The sequence below is a fragment of the Noviherbaspirillum humi genome, assembly GCF_900188095.1.
GTDB classification, from domain to species: domain Bacteria; phylum Pseudomonadota; class Gammaproteobacteria; order Burkholderiales; family Burkholderiaceae_D; genus Noviherbaspirillum; species Noviherbaspirillum humi.
In genome coordinates this window covers 569,539-588,630 of the sequence record NZ_FZOT01000002.1, presented here as the reverse complement: position 1 = coordinate 588,630, position 19,092 = coordinate 569,539, and the positions used below count along the sequence as shown (strand labels likewise).

18 protein-coding genes are annotated in these 19,092 nt (G+C 67.3%); 8 read left to right on the top strand and 10 right to left on the bottom strand.

Annotated elements, in window-relative coordinates; all coding sequences use genetic code 11:
* The first annotated feature begins 45 nt into the window (after positions 1-45).
* The 5 genes from CHB88_RS06075 to CHB88_RS06055 all read left to right on the top strand — a co-directional run bounded on the left by CHB88_RS06075 (position 46) and on the right by CHB88_RS06055 (position 4,766).
* The gene (locus CHB88_RS06075) at positions 46-2,139 is read left to right on the top strand and encodes a TonB-dependent receptor family protein (RefSeq protein WP_245844765.1); all 2,094 of its coding nucleotides are present in this window, start codon (positions 46-48) and stop codon (positions 2,137-2,139) included.
* Between the two features lie 61 nt (positions 2,140-2,200).
* A complete protein-coding gene (locus tag CHB88_RS06070) occupies positions 2,201-3,145 on the top strand; it encodes a YVTN family beta-propeller repeat protein (protein WP_089398374.1) in 945 nt (314 codons plus the stop codon).
* Positions 3,146-3,255: 110 nt separating this feature from the next.
* Positions 3,256-3,462, top strand: coding sequence for a hypothetical protein (locus CHB88_RS06065; protein ID WP_143131137.1), 207 nt, complete (start codon positions 3,256-3,258; stop codon positions 3,460-3,462).
* A gap of 27 nt (positions 3,463-3,489) precedes the next feature.
* Complete coding sequence (locus CHB88_RS06060; RefSeq protein ID WP_089398372.1) at positions 3,490-4,476, top strand: DnaJ C-terminal domain-containing protein; 987 nt, start codon at positions 3,490-3,492, stop codon at positions 4,474-4,476.
* A complete protein-coding gene (locus CHB88_RS06055) occupies positions 4,473-4,766 on the top strand; it encodes a chaperone modulator CbpM (protein ID WP_089398371.1) in 294 nt (97 codons plus the stop codon). Before CHB88_RS06060 ends, CHB88_RS06055 begins: the two co-directional genes overlap by 4 nt.
* A 64-nt stretch (positions 4,767-4,830) precedes the next feature.
* Here the strand turns inward: CHB88_RS06055 and CHB88_RS06050 are convergent, their stop codons facing one another.
* The 3 genes from CHB88_RS06050 to CHB88_RS06040 form a co-directional block, all read right to left on the bottom strand.
* Positions 4,831-6,306 (bottom strand): DegQ family serine endoprotease, encoded by a 1,476-nt coding sequence (locus tag CHB88_RS06050; protein WP_089398370.1) that lies wholly within the window; start codon positions 6,304-6,306, stop codon positions 4,831-4,833.
* A gap of 67 nt (positions 6,307-6,373) precedes the next feature.
* On the bottom strand, positions 6,374-7,714 hold the full coding sequence (locus tag CHB88_RS06045) for an ATP-binding protein (protein WP_245844763.1): 1,341 nt from the start codon (positions 7,712-7,714) through the stop codon (positions 6,374-6,376).
* The gene (locus tag CHB88_RS06040; protein WP_089398368.1) at positions 7,711-8,379 is read right to left on the bottom strand and encodes a response regulator transcription factor; all 669 of its coding nucleotides are present in this window, start codon (positions 8,377-8,379) and stop codon (positions 7,711-7,713) included. Before CHB88_RS06040 ends, CHB88_RS06045 begins: the two co-directional genes overlap by 4 nt.
* A 329-nt stretch (positions 8,380-8,708) precedes the next feature.
* Between CHB88_RS06040 and CHB88_RS06035 the strand changes: the two genes are divergently transcribed.
* Positions 8,709-10,139: a DEAD/DEAH box helicase gene (locus tag CHB88_RS06035; protein ID WP_089398367.1), complete on the top strand. Its 1,431-nt coding sequence runs from the start codon at positions 8,709-8,711 to the stop codon at positions 10,137-10,139.
* 170 nt (positions 10,140-10,309) lie between these two features.
* On the opposite strand, the gene gluQRS is transcribed toward CHB88_RS06035, so the two are convergent.
* Both gluQRS and CHB88_RS06025 read right to left on the bottom strand, forming a co-directional pair.
* A complete protein-coding gene (gene gluQRS / locus CHB88_RS06030; protein WP_089398366.1) occupies positions 10,310-11,179 on the bottom strand; it encodes a tRNA glutamyl-Q(34) synthetase GluQRS in 870 nt (289 codons plus the stop codon).
* A gap of 4 nt (positions 11,180-11,183) precedes the next feature.
* Complete coding sequence (locus CHB88_RS06025) at positions 11,184-12,101, bottom strand: LysR family transcriptional regulator (RefSeq protein WP_089398365.1); 918 nt, start codon at positions 12,099-12,101, stop codon at positions 11,184-11,186.
* A gap of 121 nt (positions 12,102-12,222) precedes the next feature.
* Between CHB88_RS06025 and CHB88_RS06020 the strand changes: the two genes are divergently transcribed.
* Together CHB88_RS06020 and CHB88_RS06015 are read left to right on the top strand one after the other, a co-directional pair.
* Positions 12,223-12,921 carry a pirin family protein gene (locus tag CHB88_RS06020; protein ID WP_089398364.1) on the top strand — a complete coding sequence of 233 codons (699 nt, stop codon included), beginning with the start codon at positions 12,223-12,225 and terminating at the stop codon, positions 12,919-12,921.
* 83 nt (positions 12,922-13,004) lie between these two features.
* A complete protein-coding gene (locus tag CHB88_RS06015) occupies positions 13,005-13,583 on the top strand; it encodes a flavodoxin family protein (protein ID WP_089398363.1) in 579 nt (192 codons plus the stop codon).
* 52 nt (positions 13,584-13,635) lie between these two features.
* Here CHB88_RS06015 and CHB88_RS06010 read toward each other — a convergent pair whose 3' ends face one another.
* The 5 genes from CHB88_RS06010 to CHB88_RS05990 all read right to left on the bottom strand — a co-directional run bounded on the left by CHB88_RS06010 (position 13,636) and on the right by CHB88_RS05990 (position 19,074).
* A complete protein-coding gene (locus tag CHB88_RS06010; protein WP_089398362.1) occupies positions 13,636-14,709 on the bottom strand; it encodes a zinc-binding metallopeptidase family protein in 1,074 nt (357 codons plus the stop codon).
* Positions 14,710-14,798: 89 nt separating this feature from the next.
* Positions 14,799-16,028: a THUMP domain-containing class I SAM-dependent RNA methyltransferase gene (locus CHB88_RS06005; RefSeq protein WP_089398361.1), complete on the bottom strand. Its 1,230-nt coding sequence runs from the start codon at positions 16,026-16,028 to the stop codon at positions 14,799-14,801.
* Between the two features lie 94 nt (positions 16,029-16,122).
* Positions 16,123-16,728, bottom strand: a complete 606-nt coding sequence (locus CHB88_RS06000) for a 2-hydroxychromene-2-carboxylate isomerase (RefSeq protein ID WP_089398360.1) — start codon at positions 16,726-16,728, stop codon at positions 16,123-16,125.
* A gap of 21 nt (positions 16,729-16,749) precedes the next feature.
* The gene (locus CHB88_RS05995; RefSeq protein WP_089398359.1) at positions 16,750-17,172 is read right to left on the bottom strand and encodes a CopD family protein; all 423 of its coding nucleotides are present in this window, start codon (positions 17,170-17,172) and stop codon (positions 16,750-16,752) included.
* A 636-nt stretch (positions 17,173-17,808) separates the two neighbouring features.
* Positions 17,809-19,074 carry a glutamate-5-semialdehyde dehydrogenase gene (locus tag CHB88_RS05990; protein ID WP_089398519.1) on the bottom strand — a complete coding sequence of 422 codons (1,266 nt, stop codon included), beginning with the start codon at positions 19,072-19,074 and terminating at the stop codon, positions 17,809-17,811.
* Between the last annotated feature and the right edge of the window lie 18 nt (positions 19,075-19,092).

Below are 19,092 nucleotides of genomic sequence, written 5' to 3'. Positions count from 1 at the left end.
GCCGGCAGCGCGAGCATCACAAAACATCAGGGAGACGCAACACTCATGAGCACTTCGACGCCGGCAACCGGCCAGCCCACCATCCTGACGACCATGCAGGGCGCCGCGTTCCTGCTGACGCTGAGCTGCGCCGGCGTCGCAGCGGCCCAAAACGCCGATGCCAATCCCAAGCAGCTCGAAGACGTGGTCGTCACCGCCAACCGCAGCGAGCAGCGCCGCTTCGATACGCCGGCCTCCATCGACGCGGTGCCGGTCGATCCGCTGCGCCTCGGTTCGCCGCTGGTGAACATGTCGGAGCTGCTGTCGGTGGTGCCCGGCATTCAGGCGCGCGAACGGCAGAACTATGCGCAGGACCTGCAGATCTCGGTGCGCGGCTTCGGCTCCCGCTCCACCTTCGGCGTGCGCGGGGTGCGCATCCTGATCGACGGCATTCCCGCCACCCAGCCCGACGGCCAGGGCCAGGCCGCCACCGCCAGCCTGACCTCGGCCAAGCGCATCGAGGTGCTGCGCGGCCCGGTGGCCCAGCTGTACGGCAATGCGGCCGGCGGCGTGGTGCAGGTATTCACCGCCGATCCGCCCACCGACGGCCGGGTGCATCTCGGCGCCTCCGCCGGCGCCGGCAGCTACAACCAGACGCAGATCGAAGGCAGCATCGCCGGCGGCAATGATGTGATCGGCGGCCTGCTCGATGTGTCGCAGTACGCCACCGACGGCTACCGCGACCACAGCGCGGCGCGGCGCAACCAGCTCAATGCGAAGCTGGTGGCCAGGCCTTCGTCCGACACCACCCTCACCGGGGTCTTCAATGTGTTCGACCAGCCGCTGGCACAAGATCCGCTCGGCCTGACCCGGGCGCAGTTCGATCAGAACCCGCGCCAGGTGGTGCAGCCGGCGCTCACCTTCAACACACGCAAGACCATTCGCCAGCACCAGGGCGGCGTGGTGCTGGAACAGCGCCTGTCGGCCAGCGACACCATCAATGCCCGCGTCTACGCCGGCACGAGGCAGGTGTTCCAGACCCTGGCGCTGGCGGCCAACGGCGTGGTCGACCTGGATAATTCCTACGGCGGCGCCGGCCTCAGCTGGACCCGCAAGACCAGCGTCAACGGCATGCCGCTGAACTGGACGGTGGGCGTGGAATCCGATCGCCTCGACCAGGAGCGACGCGGCTTCAACAACGTCAACGGCACGCCGGGCGCGATCAGCCGCAGCGAGCTGGACAAGGCGCAGAACACCGACTTCTTCGGCCAGCTGGACTGGACCTTCCTGCCGCAGTGGAAGGCCAGCGCCGGCGTGCGCAGCAGCCGGGTGCGGCTCAATATCGACGACCGCCTGACCCCGGTCAACAACGGCACGGTGGATTACCGCAATACCAGCCCGGTGCTCGGCCTGGTCTGGTATGCGCGCGAGGACCTCAATTTCTACGGCAACATCGGCCGCGGCTTCGAGACGCCGACCCTGGCCGAGTCGGCTTATCGCAGCACCGCCACTGCCAGCCCCGGACCCAACCTCTCGCTGCGCGCCTCGCGCAGCCTGCAGGGCGAGATCGGCGCGAAATACCGCAGCGGCCGCCACGTCGCCGACCTGGCGCTGTTCGACGCCACCAGCCAGGACGAGATCGTGCCGCTGTCCACCCTGAACGGCCGCACCGTCTACCAGAACGTGGACGAAGTGAAGCGCCGCGGCCTGGAGCTGTCGCTGCAATCCGGCTGGGGGCAGGTGAGCACCCGCGTCGCCTATACCTATCTCGATGCCCAGTTCGGCAAGGCTTACGTCAATGTGCAGAACGGTGCGGTGGCCGCCGGCAATCGCCTGCCCGGCGTGCCGGCGCATAGCCTTTCCACCCAGGTCGAATTCAAGCCGACGCAGCAGGCCACCGTCGGCGCCGAGATGCGCCTCGACAGCAAGGTCTACGTCAATGACATCAACAGCGAGGCGGCGCCCGGCTACGCGATTTTCAACCTGCGCGGCGCCTACGAATTCCGCGCCGGCCCGTCGCGGATGTTCCTGTACGGCCGCCTCGACAATGTGTTCGACCGCCAGTACGCCGGCTCGGTCATCGTCAACGACGGCAACCGCCGCTTCTACGAACCGGCCGCCGGGCGCCGCCTGTTCGTCGGCCTGCGCACGCAGTTTTGAGGCGCTTTTGCCTGCGCTGGCCGTTGCCGCCGCATGAAACAACAAGCATGGAGACATCGCGATGACACTCAAACCCATCCTCCTGGCCGCTGCGCTGGCCGGCGCGGCAGCCGGCGCGTGCGCCGCGCCCTTCGCCTACGTGCCGAACGAGAAATCCGGCACGGTATCGGTGATCGACGTCGCCACCGACGCGGTGGTGAAGACCATCCCCGCCGGCAAGAAGCCGCGCGGCATCACCGCCAGCAAGGACGGCAAGCGCATCTACGTCAGCGACCAGACCAGCAATGCGCTGCTGGTGATCGATGCCGACCAGGGCGAGGTGGTGGAGCGGATCGACCTGGGCGAATCGCCGGAAGGCGTGAGCATCTCGCCCGCCGGCGACTGGGTGGTGGCGGCGAGCGAAGTCAGCAACAGCGTGACCTTCGTCTCCACCGCGACCAACAAGAAGGCCTTCAGCGTCAAGACCCAGGGCAAGAACCCGGAGCATGCGGTGTTCAGCCCGGACGGCAAGTGGCTCTACGTCAGTGCCGAGGAGGCCGATTCCATCGACATCGTTGATGTGGCCAGGCGCGAGCAGGTCAAGTCCATCACCCTCGGCGACCGGCCGCGCGGCATCGGCTTCCTGCCGGACGGCAGCAAGGCCTTCGTCGCCGCCGAGATCGCCAGCACCGTCTACGTGATCGACGTGCCGGCGCAGAAGGTCGCGGCGCAGATCAAGGCCGGCAATTTCTCCAACGGCGTGACGGTGGCGCCGGACGGCAGGCGGGTGTTCGTTTCCAACGGCAAGGACGGCACGGTGTCGGCGATCGACGCCGCCAGCAATCAGGTCCTGGCCACGGTCCCGGTCGGCAAGCGGCCGTGGAACATGGATATCTCGCCGGACGGCGGGAAGCTGTACGTCGCCAACGGCCGCTCGAATTCGGTGTCGGTGATCGATACGCGGAGCAACCAGGTGGTGAAGGAAGTGCCGGTGGGGGAGTTGCCCTGGGGGGTGGTGGTGAGGTGAGGATTCAGGTGAACGAGGGGTTGCTGCAACCGCGCTTCCTGCATGCGGACTCTCGCCCTCGGCATGAACTCCTTCCCTTCGGCGCAGGCGCCGTTTCGCTGGCGCGGGAGATGAAGGGCATCGACGTGATCTTCGTCGACAAGGCCGGCGAGGTCGGCAGCCATGCGCCGCGCTGCGTCCGGGACGATGGCGGCGGGCTGGGAATTTCCGCATCCGGCGGGCTGAGGTTTTCCGGCGGCAATCGGTTGCTTGATGCACTCGAGCCGGAACCTCCTGTCCGGTTGGCACGGCGCGATCAGGCCCTATATTGGGTCTAACCGTTATCGATTTCTGACAGGACCTCCATGAAATTCAAGGATTACTACGACATTCTTGGCGTGGACGCGTCGGCCACGCCGGACCAGATCAAGCAGGCTTACCGCAAGCTGGCGCACAAGTACCATCCCGACATCTCCAAGGACCCGGCCGGCGAGGAGAAATTCAAGGACATCGCCGAGGCCTACGGCACCTTGAAGGATGCCGACAAGCGCCAGGAGTACGACCAGCTGCGCGACAGCCTCAACCGGCAGGGCGTGGGCGCCGGCGCCGACTTCACCCCGCCGCCCGACTGGCAGCAGCATTTCCACGCCGGCGAGGGCGCATTCGAGGACGTCGACCTGGCCGACATTCTTTCCGCTTTCTCCGCCGGCCGGCGCGGAGGCGGCGCCGGCGGCACGCGCGGACGGCAGCATTTCGCGATGCCGGGCCAGGATTACGAGGTGGTGGAGCCGATCACGCTGGAGCAGAGCTTTTCCGGCGCCGAGATCGACGTGCGGCTGGAACTGCCGGAGTACGATGCGCAGGGGCTGCTGCACCGGGTGCCGCGCACCTTCCGCGTCACCGTGCCCAAAGGCGCGATCGACGGCCAGCGGCTGCGGCTGGCGCGCAAGGGCGGCCAGGGCTTGAACGGCGGCAAGGCGGGCGACCTCTACATTGCGCTGAAGATCATCCCGCATCCCTGGTACAAGGTGGAAGGCCGCGACCTGACCATCGAGCTGCCGCTGGCGCCGTGGGAAGCGGTGCTGGGCGGCACGGTGCAGATCCCGACCCTGGCCGGTCCGGTGGAGCTCGTCATCCGGCCCGGCACCACCGCCGGCCAGAAGCTGCGCCTGTCCGGACGCGGCCTGCCGGCGCCGAACGGCACGCCGGGCGACCTCTATGCGGTGGTGAAGATCGAGGTGCCGAAGACGGTGTCGGCGCAGGAAAAGCAGACGTATGAACAACTGAAGACGGCATCGGCATTCGATCCGCGCGGCCGCTTCAAGACAGCGTTTGGCGGAGGCAAGGCATGAAGCTCACGGTCACCGAATCGGTCTGGCTCAACGATGCCGGCACCTGCAGCATCGATCATCTGGCGGAAGTCTCCGGCCTGTCGCTGGAGGAAGTGGCCGACCTAGTGCAGAGCGGCATCCTCGACGCCGCCGACGAATCGGCGCAGGCCTTCCACCTGCACCACGTGGTGACGGTGCGCCGGGCGCGCCGCCTGCGCGACGACTTCCAGCTCGACCGCAACGGCCTGGCGCTGGCGCTCGTGCTGCTGCGCCGTATCGAGGAACTGGAGCAGGCGCTGAAGGGAAAATGACGGGGGATATGATCGCGGGAAAACGAGGCCGCGGGCTGCGGCCTCATTCGGTCGAAGGCTGATCTTATCCGAGCCGCACCGGCACGAAGATGCGCGCATCGCCGCGCTGCACCAGCACCGCCAGCTGCTTCTCCTTCGCCACCATGCGCTGCAGCTCGCCCGGGTTGTTCACCGGCGCGCCGTTGACGGAGACGATGATGTCGCCCGCCGCCAGGCCGGCGCGCGCCGCTGGGCCGCTGGCCTGCTCGATCACTAGGCCGGAAGCGAGCTTGGCCTGGCGGCCTTCCTCCGGCGTCAGCGGCCGCACCGCCACGCCGAGCCGGCCCTGGGGCGCGGCGCCATCCTGGTTGTCGGCGGCGGCTACCTGGTCGCTGGCGCCGGCCAGGGTCGCGTTCAGCTCGACGTTCTTGCCGCCGCGCCAGACTTCCAGCCGCGCCTTGTCGCCCGGCGCCGACATCCCGACCAGGGCCGACAGGTCGCCGGAGCGGTCGATCGGCCGGTCATTGAACTTCAGCACCACGTCGCCCGGCTGCAGGCCGGCCTTGGCGGCGGCGCTGCCGGGGGATACGCTGGACACCAGGGCGCCGCCCGGCTGGCTCAGCTTGAAGGAATCGGCCAGCGGCTGGTTCACGTCCTGCACCGTCACGCCGAGGCGGGCATGGCGGACCTTGCCGGTGGAGACGATCTGGTCCTTCACCTTGAGCGCGACGTCGATCGGAATGGAGAAGGACACGCCCATGTAACCGCCGGTACGGCTGTAGATCTGCGAGTTGATGCCGACCACGTTGCCGGCGGCGTCGAACAGCGGGCCGCCCGAGTTGCCGGGATTGACGGCGACGTCGGTCTGGATGAAGGGCACGTAGGCGTCGCCCGGCAGGGAGCGTCCCTTGGCGCTGACGATGCCGGAGGTGGCGCTCTGCTCGAAGCCGAACGGCGAGCCGATGGCCAGCACATAGTCGCCGACCTGCAGCTGGCGCGGATCGCCGAGGCGCACCACCGGCAGGTTGTCGGCATTGATCTTCAGCACCGCGACGTCGGTCTGCCTGTCGCTGCCCAGCACCTTGGCCTTGAATTCGCGCCGGTCGCTCAGCTTCACCGTCACCTCGTCGGCATCCGCCACCACATGGGCATTGGTCAGGATCAGGCCGCTGCCGTCGATGATGAAGCCGGAGCCCTGGCCCATCACCGGCACCTCGGCCTGCGGGCCGCGTCCGCGCGGCGCCGGCATGCCGAAGAACTGGGAGAAGGGATCGTCGTCATCGGCATCGGGCAGGCGCCGCGCCGCCTTCACATGGCCCTCGGTATTGATGCCGACCACCGCCGGACCGAAGCGCTGCACGATGGCCCGGTAGTTCGGCGCGCTCATCGGCGCGATCGCGTCAGTCGCAGCCGGCTGTGCGGCCGCCTGGGGCGCGGGCGAGGCGAGGGCGGTCTTGGCCTGGAACCAGTCCGACGGCTTCCAGCCGGCCGCGCCGGCGCTGCCGGCGCCGATGATGATGCCGGCGGCAGCCAGCGCCAGGGGAATGGATTTGATCTTCATGGCTTTCCTTTCGAGAGCAAGCGAATCGGTATGCTTGGCAGTCTAGGAGGGAAGACTTAAGGAAGACTTAAGGCAGGCTGGCGGTGGCGGAGTCCGGCGCGGCGGCGGCCGATTCGAGGGGAAATCGCACTTCCGCCTTCAGCCCGCCCAGTGCGGAGCGGCCCAGGCGCACATCGGCATGATGGCGTTCGGCAATGCTGCGCACGATGGACAGGCCGAGGCCGCTGCCGCCCGGCGCGGCGCTCTGGCCGCGGTAGAAGCGCTGGAACACCTTGTCCCTTTCTTCTTCGGGAATGCCGGGGCCGGAGTCTTCCACCGCCAGCGTCACGCCCGTTTCGTCCTGGCCGAGCCGGCCGCGCACCTCGCCGCCCTCCGGGGTGTAGCGCAGCGCGTTGTCGAACAGATTGCGCACCACCGCCCGCAAGCCTTCCGGGTCGCCGGTCAGCACCAGACTGTCGGGCGCCTCCAGATCGAGGCCGATGCGGCGCTGCTGCGCCAGCGGAAAGGCCTCCGCCATCACCCGGCGCGTCAGCTCCGCCAGGTCCACCGGCGCCATGGCCGGCGTGCTGTCGGCCTCGCTGCGCGCCGCCAGCAGCAGCTGTTCGATCAGCCGGCCGGCGCGCTCCACGCCGAGGTGCAGCTGGGCCAGGGCGCCGCGCCGCGCCGACTCGTCCGGCGCCCGCTCCAGCAATTGCAGCTGCACCCGCAGCGCCGTGAGCGGCGAGCGCAGCTCATGGGCGGCGTCGGCCATGAAGGCGCGCTGGGCGGCGAAGGCGTCCTTCAGGCGCCACAGTAGCGCATTCAGCGCCTGCGCCACCGGGGCGATCTCGCTCGGCAGGCCGGCAGCGGCCACCGGCTCCAGGCTGCCGGCATCACGCTGCTTCACTTCCCGCGCCAGGCGCTGCAGCGGCCGCAGCGCCAGCGTCACCTGCCATCCGATCAGCAGCGCCAGCAGCGGCCCGAGCAGGAGCAAGGGCCGCAGGCTGCGCCAGGCGGCCGCCGCCGCCAGGTCGCGCCGCAGCTCGCGCGGCTGCGCCACCTGGATCACCCTATCGCCGGAGAGGAAGCTGTAGACGCGCCAGCGGCGGCCGCCGGCATCGACATCGCTGAAGCCGAGCGTGGCCCGGTCGGGCAAGGCGCTGCCGGGATGAGACAGGTAGAGCACCGCGCCGTTGGCGGTCCAGATCTGCACCACCACTTCGCCCTGCTCGCCGTTGAAGCCGGGCGGCAGGCCGGCGGCCACGCCCTGGTCGCGCAGGGACAGCGCGGTCTGGCGCAGCTGATAGTCGAACAGGTCTTCCGCCTGCTGCAGGGTCTGGCGATAGGTGAGCAGGCCGATGGCCAGCGCCGCCGCGACGGTGGACAGCAGCAGGAAGAGGGAGAGGCGGGCGCGCAGCGACTGCATCATGGTTTCCCCGGCTTGGGGATGAACCAGCCGACGCCGCGCACGTTCTGGATGAAGTCGGTCCCGAGCTTGCGGCGTATGCCGTGGATGTGGACCTCGACGGCATTGCTTTCCACCTCCTCGCCCCAGCCGTACAGCCGCTCCTCCAGCTGGGCGCGCGATAGGATGGCGCCGGGACGCTGCGCCAGCGCCTCCACCAGCGCATACTCGCGGGCCGACAGCGTCACCGGCTTGCCGTCGCGGCTGACCTCGCGCGTGGCGGGATGAATCCGTACGCCATGCAGCGCGATCTCCGGCGCCGCATTCCCGCCGCTGCGGCGCAGGGCGGAGCGGATGCGCGCCGCCAGTTCCTCCAGGTCGAAGGGCTTCACCAGGTAATCGTCGGCGCCGGCATCGAGGCCCTGCACCCGCTGCTCCACCGCGTCGCGGGCGGTGAGCACGATCACCAGCAGGCCGGCGCCGCGCCCGCGCAGCGCGCGCAGCACCTCGATGCCGTCCCTGCGCGGCAGGCCGAGGTCGAGCAGCAGCAGGTCGAAATGCTCGGTGGCGAGCGCCGCATCGGCGGCCGCGCCGTCGCGCACCCAGTCCACCGCATGGCCATCCTGGCGCAGGAAGGTGCGCACGCCTTCGCCGATCATGGGGTCGTCTTCCGCCAGCAGTATGCGCATGAGGGGGCCTGTCATGGGTTTCGTTGACGTAATGATAGCGACTGCCTGCGAAGCAGAGAATTATTCGTCCGGCATGCAATTTTTCTTGCTTGCCACGGTCTCAAGAAGCGTTTGCGCCGGAACAAGGCTAGCCTGATCGACTTGTGTCAAGCAGGTATTTTTCGCAGGCGTATAATGAAAGGTTATCCGAAGCGCTGGGGCAGGACCGCGGCGCTTCCCGGCCCCGGCCGGCGCAGCGCGGGCATGGCCTCCATCGGCCATTGCCGCCATCGGTCCTGATCCTTTCATGTAGCAAGGCAATGCCGTCGCGGCGGCGATTCAAAGAGACCATGTCCGACACCCAGTTAGCAACCGAGCAGAAACCTTCCACCGCAGTGCGCTTCGACGATTTCGGCCTGGCGCCCGCCATCCTGCAGGCGCTGACCGATCAGGGCTATATCCACCCGACCCCGATCCAGGCGGCGGCGATCCCGATCGTGCTGCAGGGCCGGGACGTGATGGGCGCGGCCCAGACCGGCACCGGCAAGACCGCCGGCTTTTCGCTGCCCATCATCCAGCAGCTGCTGCAGCATGCCAACACCAGCGCCTCGCCGGCGCGGCATCCCGTGCGGGCGCTGATCCTGACGCCGACGCGCGAGCTGGCCGACCAGGTCGCCGACAACGTCGCCGCCTATTCCCGCCATACGCCGCTGCGCTCGACGGTGGTGTTCGGCGGCGTCGACATGGCGCCGCAGACCACCGCCCTGCGCAACGGCGTGGAGATCCTGATCGCCACCCCGGGCCGCCTGCTCGACCATGTTCAGCAGAAGACGGTCAGCCTGGCCCAGACCCAGATCCTGGTGCTGGACGAGGCCGACCGCATGCTCGACATGGGCTTCCTGCCGGACCTGCAGCGCATCATCAACCTGCTGCCGCAGAAGCGCCAGAGCCTGATGTTCTCCGCAACCTTCTCCCCGGAAATCAAGAAGCTGGCCAATACCTTCCTGCAGAACCCGACCACCATCGAAGTGGCGCGCAGCAACGCCACCGCCGACAACGTCACCCAGGTGCTGTACAAGGTGGACGAGGATGCCAAGCCCGATGCCGTGAGCCACCTGGTGCGTTCGCGCGGGCTGAAGCAGGTGATCGTGTTCTCCAACACCAAGATCGGCGCCTCGCGCCTGGCGCGGCACCTGGAGAAGGAAGGCATCAAGGCGTCCGCCATCCACGGCGACAAGAGCCAGCTGGAGCGCATGGCGGCGCTGGACGCCTTCAAGCAGGGCGGCATCGAAGTGCTGGTGGCGACCGACGTCGCGGCGCGCGGCCTGGACATCGCCGAGCTGCCCTGCGTGATCAATTTCGACCTGCCGTACAACGCCGAGGATTACGTGCACCGCATCGGCCGCACCGGCCGCGCCGGCGCCAGCGGCGATGCCATTTCCCTCTACACCGACAAGGACGCGCGCTTCCTGGCCGATATCCAGAAGCTGATCAAGCGCACCCTGCCGCCGCTGGAGCTGGAAGGCTTCAATCCGGTGCGCGAGGTGGAGCGGGAGCGCCGCCCGCGCCGGGAAGAGGGCGCCGTGTCTTCGCGTCCCGCCCGCAGCGACCGTGGCGGCTACGGCGCGCCGCGCCGGGAAAAGATCGACCCCTGGTTCCTCAAGCCCTACGAACCGCAGGAGCCTTCCGATGCCGACAGGCGCGAGGAGGAAGAGCGTGCGGCGCCGACGGCGAAGAAGCCGAAGGTGGCTGCGCTGCTGGGGGGGTTGGGGAAGCGGTGAGAGAATGCGGTTTGAGCATGCATAGGTTAAGGGTCTGACTACCAGTTCCCTCCCCTTCAAGGGGAGGGGCAGGGTGGGGATGGGTTTCTGTAGCGATTAAAGGACGTTCTCAAGTCGCAGAAGAAACCCATCCCCCTCCTAGCCTTCCCCTTGAAAGGTGAGGAAATCCTTTATGGAAGCGTAATCCTCCTTTTCCATCCCGCCACCGCCCGCTCCCAAAACGCCTCCACCGAGCCCGCCTCCACTCCCAACCCCAGAAACCGCGCCGCCGCCATCAATCCGTCCAGCGGCCGCCCGACATCCAGCGCCAGCGCGCCGGTCTGCTTCGACAATTTCTCCCCGGCCGCATTCGTCACCACCGGCACATGCAGGTAGGATGGCTGCGCCAAGCCGAGCATCCGCTGCAGGTAAATCTGCCGCGGCGTCGACTCCAGCAAATCCGCTCCGCGCACCACATGGGTCACGCCCTGGTCGTCGTCATCCACCACGACCGCCAGCTGATAAGCCCAGAAGCCGTCGGCCCGCCTGAGCACGAAGTCGCCGACCTCGCTCGCCAGGTCCTGGCATATCTCGCCGAGCCAGCGGTCGTCGAAGCAGATGCGGTCGCTGCCCGGGTCGGGCACCCGCAGGCGCCAGGCCCGCGCCGCCTTGCCGGGCGCCAGGCCATGGCGGCAGGTGCCGGGATAGATGGCGGCGCCGTCCGACGCCACGCCGAGGCGCGAGTCCGCAATCTCGCGCCGGGTGCAGCCGCAGGGATAGGCATGGCTGCCGAGCCGGGCGAAGGCCGCTTCGTAGAGCGGCTTGCGCCGGCTCTGCCAGACCACTTCGCCGTCGGCCTGCATGCCGAACGCCGCCAGCGTGCGCAGGATATCCTCCGCTGCGCCGGGCAGGGCGCGCGCCTCGTCGATGTCCTCGATGCGCACCAGCCAGCGTCCGCCATGGGCGCGGGCGTCGAGATGGCTGGCGAGGGCGGCGACCAGCGAACCCTGGTGCAGCGGCCCGGTAGGCGAGGGCGCGAAGCGGCCGACGTATGCGCTCATCGCCTCATCCTCCCAGCATCGCTTCCTGAAGATGGGCATCGCCCAGCCGGTTCAGGAACCATTTCAACGACTTGCCGCGCGCATCGGCGCGCCAGGCGATCTGGCGCTGGCTGACGCCGCGGGTTTCCACCGTCGCCTTGGCCACCAGGCGGCCATCGGCGAGGTAGGGCTGGGCGAGGCGGCGCGGCAGGTGGCCGCAGCCGAGGCCGGCGAGCTGCGCCGCCAGCTTCGCCTGCACCGAGGGCACCGTCAGCGTGTCCTGGCCGCTCAGGAGGCCGGCATTCATCAGCGGCAGGGTGCGGCTGGTATCGCCCACCGCCACCGCCCGGTGCTGCTGGATCAGGCTGGCCGGCAGCGGTTCCGTTTCCGCCGCCAGGGGATGCCCGGGCGCCACCGCGAACACCCATTCGATCGGCGTCAGGTTCCGGGTGCGGAAGCCGCCGCTCATGCGCACCGCCTCCGGGCCGTCGTGGGCGGCGCCGATGGCGAGGTCGGCGCGGCCGGTCAGCAGGGCTTCCCACACGCCGGACAGCACTTCCTGCGAGAAGCGCAGCCGGGTGCCGTAGCCAGCTGCGTCGAACTCCGCCAGCAGCGGCAACAGGCATTCGAATGGAATCATGCTGTCGAGCACGATGCGCAGCTCCACCTCGCAGCCGCTGGCGGCGCGCTTGACGCGGCGTTCCAGTTCGTCGGCGGCGCGCAGCAGGTTGCGGCCCTCGCTGAGCAACTCCTCGCCGGCGGGTGTGAGCCTGGCGCGATGGCCGCGCCGGTCGAACAGCAGCACGTCCAGCTCATCCTCCAGCTTGCGCACGGTATAGGTCAGCGCCGACGGCACTTTGTCGAGTTCGGCGGCGGCGCCGGCGAAGCTGCGCCGGCGATCGATGGCGTCGAGGATGCGCAGGGCTTCCAGGGTCAGGGTCATGTCTTCAAAAAATTTGAATGAATCGTACTGAAAACTGATCTTTTTATTATGCTTCGTCGTCCTTATAGTAGTACACGTCACACCAGACATGCGCAAACAATTTGCACGAAAGGACAAGAAAATGATCGAACTACGTCGCAGCGAGGAACGGGGACATGTCAACCACGGCTGGCTGGACTCGCATTTCAGCTTTTCGTTTGCCGAATACTACGACCCGCAGCACATGGGTTTCGGCCCGCTGCGCGTGATCAACGACGACTGGATCGAGGCCGGCCGCGGCTTCGGCATGCACGGCCACCGCAACATGGAAATCATCAGCTACGTGCTGGAGGGCCGCCTCGCCCACCAGGACAGCATGGGCAACGGCAGCGTCATCAAGCCGGGCGACGTGCAGCGCATGAGCGCCGGCACCGGCGTCATGCACTCGGAGTACAACCATGAGCGCGAAGGCAAGACCCACCTGCTGCAGATCTGGATCGAGCCGAACGTCGTCGGCATCCCGCCGAGCTACGAAGAGAAGAATTTCTCGACGGAAGACAAGCGCGGCCGCCTGCGGCTGATCGCCAGCCCGGACGGCAGCGATGGGTCGGTCACCATCCATCAGGATGCTCGGGTGCATGTGGGCCTGTTCGACGGCGACGAGAAGGCCGCGTTCGAGCTGGCCGAAGGCCGCCGCGCCTATGTGCATGTGGCGCGCGGCAAGGTCACGGTCAACGGCGTGGTACTGAAGGAAGGCGACGCGCTGAAGGCGGTGCAGGAAGCCCGCATCGAAATCAGCGACGGCGAGCAGGCGGAAGTGCTGCTGTTCGACCTGGTTTAACCACCCTGGCTGTTATCAAGACGCGCGATGCCCGCCCGGCGGGCAGGGCATCGCTTTACCCGGATTTTTTGGAAGGAAAGAACATGAAGAAGATCGCCATCGTTTACCACTCCGGCTACGGCCATACCAAGAAGCAGGCCGAAGCCGTGCAGGCAGGCGTGCTCGACGCCGACGCCCAGCCGGAACTGATCGCCATCGACGCCGACGGCAACATCGCCGAACAGGCCTGGGCTGCGCTGCAGGCCGCCGACGCCGTCGTCTTCGGCACGCCCACCTACATGGGCGGGCCGTCGTGGCAGTTCAAGAAGTTCGCCGATGCCAGCTCCAAGCCCTGGTTCGCCCAGGCCTGGAAGGACAAGATCGCCGCCGGCTTCACCAACTCCGCCTCGATCAACGGCGACAAGGCCGGCACCCTGAACTATCTGTTCACCCTGGCCATGCAGCACGGCATGATCTGGGTCGGCCCCGGCGTGCTGCCGTCCAATACCAAGGCGGCGCAGCGCAACGACGCCAACTGGCTCGGCTTCTCCACCGGCCTGATGGCGCAGAGCCCGTCCGACTCCTCGCCGGAGGAAGGCCCGCTGCCCGGCGACCTGGCATCCGCCCGCGCTTTCGGCGAGCGGGTGGCGCGCACCGCCGCCGCCTTCAAGCACATCGGCTGATGCATTGGCAGACCCTATCTGAAAGCAAGGCGCCCGCTACCGGGCGCTTTTTTTATGCCACCGCCGCTTGTTTGTAGGCGAACACCACCTCATGCACGAAGCGCAGCTTGTCGATGACGGGCGTCGACAGGGTGAAGGGATACGGGTCCGGCATGCCGACGCTGCGGTTCAGGCTGTTGAGCACATAGGACAGCGCAAACCAGTCGGAGAGCATGTCGTCGAAGGCGGTGTTGCGGGTGGGCGGGGTGGTGATCGCCATCTCCGGTTCCTGCGGCTTGCGCGGCTTGAGCATCATGCCGCAGGCGAAGGCGGTGTCCAGGGTATCGAACATGTGCAGGAAATGCGCCCAGGTTTCAGCCCAGTCTTCCCAGGGATGCATGGTGGCGTAGGCGCTGATGTAATTCAGCGCCCAGTCGGCCGGCGGGCCCTGTTCGTAATGGCGATTCAGGCTTTCGGCGTAGTCCTGCCGCTCGTCGCCAAACAGCGCGCGGAATTTTTCTTCCCACGGCGTGCCGGTGATCAGGCGATCGAAATAGTAGTGGCCGCTCTCGTGGCGGAAATGGCCGAGCAGGGTGCGGTAAGGCTCGTGCATCTGTTCCCGCACCCGTTCCCGGGTGGCGGGATCGGCCTCGGCGATGTTGAGGGTGATCACGCCGTTGGCGTGGCCGGTCAGCACCCGCGGTCCGTTCGGCAGGTCTTCCAGGAATTCGAAGGCCAGGCCCTGCTGGGGATCGTCAGCCTTCGGCGTGGGCTGGAGCTGCAGGTCCCAGAGCGAGTAGAGCAGGCGGCGCTTGGCGGCTTCCAGGCGCTGCCAGAAGAGATGGTTCTTGGGCGAGGTGAGGGCGGGGATCACATGGGTCAGCTGGCAGGAGGCGCACAGCTCGCTGTGTTCTTGCGCGCCCAGCATCCAGTTGCAGACGTCTTGCTCCGCATAATTGCGGCACTGCTTGTAGAGCATGCCCTCGTTGGCCTGATTCAAACTGCGCCAGAGCCCGCCCTCTACCGGCTCGAAGGTGCTGATGGCGCGATGCTCGGGTTGGTACCCGAGCATGCCGCCGCAGTTCTCGCAGCGGGTGTTCTCGAAGAACACCTGCTGGCCGCATTTGTCGCAGTGGAAAGTCCTCATCGTCGTCCTTGCCTTGGAAAGCCAACAAGTCAGAGGCGGGAGCCGGGCTTTAGTTCTGGCCGGACAAGCCGGCGATCACCTGTGCCGCGTCATTGCGGCGCGGCCGGCGACTCGCCCTTGGGCAGGGCCGCCTCGCGCCGGTTGAAGCCGGCCACCATGTCGAAGCGGAACAGGCGGCACTCCAGCGCGCCGTTGAAGAAGGGCGTCTTGCGCGCTTCCTTGAGCCGCAGCAGCTTCGGCAGGCCGAGGTCGGCGGTGAACAGGAAGACCTTCCATCCGGCGAAGCGCTGCTTGAGCGTGGTGCCGAAGGCGCTGAAGAAGGCGGTCGCCATCTCGTCGTGCTCGACGGTGCTGTCGCCGCGCACGCCGATGCGCTCGCCATAAGGCGGGTTGGTCAGCAGGACGCCGGGCGTCTCCGCCGGCGGCTTCACTTCCTGCGCCTCGATCTGCTTCAGCGGCACTTCGAAGGGAATGCCGGCATGGCGCAGGTTGTTGCGGGTCATGACGATCATGTCGCCCGAGATGTCGCTGCCGAACAGCGTCGGCGCCGCCGGCAGCGGATTGGGCTTGAAGTCGCCCTTGATCGCCAGCCACTCCGCGCTCTTGAAGCCGAGGAACTTCTCGAAGGCGAAGCTGCGCCGCGCGCCCGGCGGGATGCCGGCCAGGATCTGCGCCGCCTCGATCAGGATGGTGCCGGAGCCGCACATCGGATCGAACAGCACCGTGCCCGGCTGCCAGCCGGAAACCCGCAGCAGGCCGGCGGCCAGGTTTTCCCGCAGCGGCGCGTCGCCGGTTTCCTGGCGCCAGCCGCGCTTGAACAGCGCCTCGCCGGAGGTGTCGAGGTAGAGGGTGTAATTGCGCGCATCGAGGAAGCCGACGATGCGCATGTCCGGCGCGCGGGTGTTCACCGAGGGCCGCTTGGACATCAGGTCGCGGAACCGGTCGCAGACGGCGTCCTTGATCTTCAGCGTGGTGAATTCCAGGCTCTTCAGCGGCGACTTGATGGCGGTGATGTCGACGCGGATGGTCTGGTCCACCGTGAACCACTCTTCCCACGGCTGCGCCAGGGTGAGGTCGTAGATATCGTTCTCGTTGACATAGCTCGACTGGGCGATGCGCAGCAGCACGCGCGAGGCGATGCGGGAATGCAGATTGAGTCGGTAGGCATCGGCCAGGGTGCCGGAGCAGTGCACGCCGCCCGGCACCTGGTTGTGCACCTTGAGGCTGAGGCTGCGGCTGCGCTGGGCGATCTCGGCGATCTCCTCCGCCAGCGCGGCTTCGAGACCGCGCGGGCAGGGAAGGAAGAATGAATGCGACATGATGGGGAACCCTTTGTCCGTGGTGAAACTGAGTGATTGATGTGATTCAGACCGCCCTTGCGGCGGCGAGTGCCGGCCTGTCGCCGGCGCGGCGTTAGAGCTTGCCGAAAGCGCGCTCGACGAAATCCAGCCGGTCCTGGCCCCAGAAACCTTCGCCGCCGACCACATACCAGGGCGCGCCGAAGACATTGGCGGCAATCGCCTCATCGGTATTGCGGTCGTATTCCTGCTGCACGGCGGCGGTGTCGGCGCTTTGCAGCAAGACTTTGCCGTCGAGGCCGGCATCGGTTGCCAGGCCGGCCAGGCAGCCGGCATCGGCGATGTTCTTTTCCTCTGCCCAGACGGCGCGCATGATGGCGCCGGTGAGGCGCATCGCGGCCTCGGTGCCATGAGCAATGCGGGCAGCGATGATGAGCTTGGCCGCCGCATCGCCCGACACCGGGAAGAACTTCGGCTGCAGGTTGAGCGGCATGCCGAGGTGTTCGCTCCAGCGCTTCAGTTCAACCAGCCGGTAAGCCTGGCGCTGCGGCGCGCGCTTGGCCAGCGGCAAGCCGCCGGAGACGCTGAAGACCTTGCCCATGTCGCAGGGCTTGATGCTGATCTGCACGCCGTATTGCTTCGCCAGCGCGGCGAAGCGTTCATGGCCGAGATAGGCCCAGGGCGATTGGGGAGTAAAAAAGTAGTCGCAGGTTTTTGCCATGGCGGGCTCCGTGAATGGGTTTCAGAACGGCTTGACGACGACCAGGATGACAACGGCGAACAAGGCCAGCACCGGCGCTTCGTTGAAGAATCGGTACCAGGTGTGGCTGCGCCGGTTGCGGCCTTGCTCGAACTTGCGCAGCAGGCTGCCGCAGGCATGATGGTAGCCGATCAGCAGCACCACGATGGCGAGCTTCGCATGCAGCCAGTAATTGCCCGGCCCCTTGCCGATGCCGTATCCCAGCCACAGCCAGAGGCCGAAGACGAGCGCCGGCACTGCCAGGATGGTCATGAAACGGTACAGCTTGCGCGCCATGAGCAGCAGGCGGGCGGTGGCGGTGGCGTCGGTTTCCATCGCCAGGTTGACGAAGATGCGCGGCAGGTAAAACAGGCCGGCGAACCAGGACGCGATGAAGATGATGTGGAGGGATTTTATCCAGAGCATGGTGGGGTTCGCAGGGAATTGTCTTCTGTAGTCTTCTGTAAGTGTTGTTCGCGGCGGCAGAAGTGGCCGTCGATGAGGCTGAGCAGCCAAAACTCATAGAGAAAGACCCTCCCTTTCAAGGAGAGGGGCGTAGCAGGGGTTTCGCGGAGCACCGCTCCGCGCCTGCGAAGCCGGTTGCGCTTGCAAGCGCAACCGTGGGTGAGGCTCAGGACCTGACTACCCAGTCCCCCCTTCAAGGGGAGGGTTAGGGGCGTAGCAGGAGTTTCGCGGAGCACCGCTCCGCGCCTGCGAAGCCGGTTGCGCTTGCAAGCGCAACCGTGGGTGAGGCTCAGGACCTGACTACCCAGTCCCCCCTTCAAGGGGAAGGTTAGGGGCCTAGCAGGGGTTTCGCGGAGCACCGCTCCGCGCCTGCGAAGCCGGTTGCGCTTGCAAGCGCAACCGTGGGTGAGGTTCAGGACCTGACTACCCAATCCCCTCCCCTTCAAGGGGAGGGTTAGGGTGGGGATGGGTTTCTGTGGCGCTTAAAGAACATCCGTTAAATGCGGAAGAAACCCATCCCCCTCCCGGCCTCCCCCTTGAAGGGGGAGGAGTAAAGACAGGGGAAGGGAGGCTAGGAGGTAACAGCCTCGGCCCACCTCACTCCCTCACCTCCCCATGCCCGAACACCACATACTTCAGCGACGTCAGCCCCTCCAGTCCCACCGGCCCGCGCGCATGCAGCTTGTCGTTGGAGATCCCGATCTCCGCCCCGAGGCCGTATTCGAAGCCGTCGGCGAAGCGGGTGGAGGCGTTCACCATCACCGAGGCCGAGTCCACCTCGCGCAGGAAGCGCATGGCGCGGCTGTAGTCCTCGGTGATGATGGAGTCGGTGTGCTGCGAGGAGTAGGTATTGATGTGCTCGATCGCCTCTTCCACGCCGGCGACCAGCTTCACCGCCAGGATGGCGGCGAGGTACTCGGTGCGCCAGTCTTCCTCGGTGGCCGCCGCCAGGTGCGGATAGCCGGCCAGGATGGCGCGCGCCTCGTCGTCGGCGCGCAGTTCCACTTCCTTGCCGGCGTAGAGGTCGGCCAGCTTCGGCAGCACCTCGGCGGCGATGCCGCGCGCCACCAGCAGGGTTTCCATGGTGTTGCAGGTGCCGTAGCGGTGGCACTTGGCGTTGAAGGCCACGCGCAGCGCCTTCTCGATGTCGGCCTTGTCGTCGATGTAGACATGGCAGATGCCGTCGAGGTGCTTGATCATTGGCACCTTGGATTCCTTCATCAGGCGCTCGATCAGGCCCTTGCCGCCGCGCGGCACGATTACGTCCACGAACTGCGGCATGGTGATCAGCTCGCCGACGGCGGCGCGGTCGGTGGTCTCCACGATCTGCACCGCGTCGGCCGGCAGTCCGGCGCCGGCCAGGCCTTCCTTCACCAGCTTGGCCAGCGCCTGGTTGCAGTGGATGGCTTCGGAGCCGCCGCGCAGGATGGTGGCGTTGCCGCTCTTGATGCACAGGCCGGCGGCGTCCACCGTCACGTTCGGGCGCGCCTCGTAGATGATGCCGATCACGCCCAGCGGCACCCGCATCTGGCCGACCTGGATGCCGGTCGGGCGGTACTTCATGTTGGAGATCTCGCCGATGGGATCGGGCAGGGAGGCGATCTGCTCCAGGCCCTCGGCCATGGTGGCGATCGCCTTGTCGGACAGCGTCAGCCGGTCGAGCATGGCCGGCGCCAGGCCGTTGGCGCGGGCGGCGTCGAGGTCCTGCCGGTTGGCGGCGCGCAGCGCCTCGGCGTCGCGGCGGATGGCGGCGGCGATCAGCGCCAGCGCGCGGTTCTTGGCGGCGGTATCGGCCTTGGCCATGGCGCGCGATGCCTTGCGGGCGCGCTGGCCGACGTCGTTCATGTAATGCTTGATGTCCATGGTATGTCCGTGTGTCGA

Coding starts and splice junctions, on each gene's coding strand:
- CHB88_RS06050 (WP_089398370.1), bottom strand. CDS start 6,306: ATGAAGATCAAATCCATTCCCCTGGCGCTGGCTGCCGCCGGCATCATC.
- CHB88_RS06070 (WP_089398374.1), top strand. CDS start 2,201: ATGACACTCAAACCCATCCTCCTGGCCGCTGCGCTGGCCGGCGCGGCA.
- CHB88_RS06020 (WP_089398364.1), top strand. CDS start 12,223: ATGATCGAACTACGTCGCAGCGAGGAACGGGGACATGTCAACCACGGC.
- CHB88_RS06035 (WP_089398367.1), top strand. CDS start 8,709: ATGTCCGACACCCAGTTAGCAACCGAGCAGAAACCTTCCACCGCAGTG.
- CHB88_RS06010 (WP_089398362.1), bottom strand. CDS start 14,709: ATGAGGACTTTCCACTGCGACAAATGCGGCCAGCAGGTGTTCTTCGAG.
- gluQRS (WP_089398366.1), bottom strand. CDS start 11,179: ATGAGCGCATACGTCGGCCGCTTCGCGCCCTCGCCTACCGGGCCGCTG.
- CHB88_RS06040 (WP_089398368.1), bottom strand. CDS start 8,379: ATGCGCATACTGCTGGCGGAAGACGACCCCATGATCGGCGAAGGCGTG.
- CHB88_RS05995 (WP_089398359.1), bottom strand. CDS start 17,172: ATGCTCTGGATAAAATCCCTCCACATCATCTTCATCGCGTCCTGGTTC.
- CHB88_RS05990 (WP_089398519.1), bottom strand. CDS start 19,074: ATGGACATCAAGCATTACATGAACGACGTCGGCCAGCGCGCCCGCAAG.
- CHB88_RS06000 (WP_089398360.1), bottom strand. CDS start 16,728: ATGGCAAAAACCTGCGACTACTTTTTTACTCCCCAATCGCCCTGGGCC.
- CHB88_RS06025 (WP_089398365.1), bottom strand. CDS start 12,101: ATGACCCTGACCCTGGAAGCCCTGCGCATCCTCGACGCCATCGATCGC.
- CHB88_RS06015 (WP_089398363.1), top strand. CDS start 13,005: ATGAAGAAGATCGCCATCGTTTACCACTCCGGCTACGGCCATACCAAG.
- CHB88_RS06005 (WP_089398361.1), bottom strand. CDS start 16,028: ATGTCGCATTCATTCTTCCTTCCCTGCCCGCGCGGTCTCGAAGCCGCG.
- CHB88_RS06055 (WP_089398371.1), top strand. CDS start 4,473: ATGAAGCTCACGGTCACCGAATCGGTCTGGCTCAACGATGCCGGCACC.
- CHB88_RS06065 (WP_143131137.1), top strand. CDS start 3,256: ATGAAGGGCATCGACGTGATCTTCGTCGACAAGGCCGGCGAGGTCGGC.
- CHB88_RS06075 (WP_245844765.1), top strand. CDS start 46: ATGAGCACTTCGACGCCGGCAACCGGCCAGCCCACCATCCTGACGACC.
- CHB88_RS06045 (WP_245844763.1), bottom strand. CDS start 7,714: ATGATGCAGTCGCTGCGCGCCCGCCTCTCCCTCTTCCTGCTGCTGTCC.
- CHB88_RS06060 (WP_089398372.1), top strand. CDS start 3,490: ATGAAATTCAAGGATTACTACGACATTCTTGGCGTGGACGCGTCGGCC.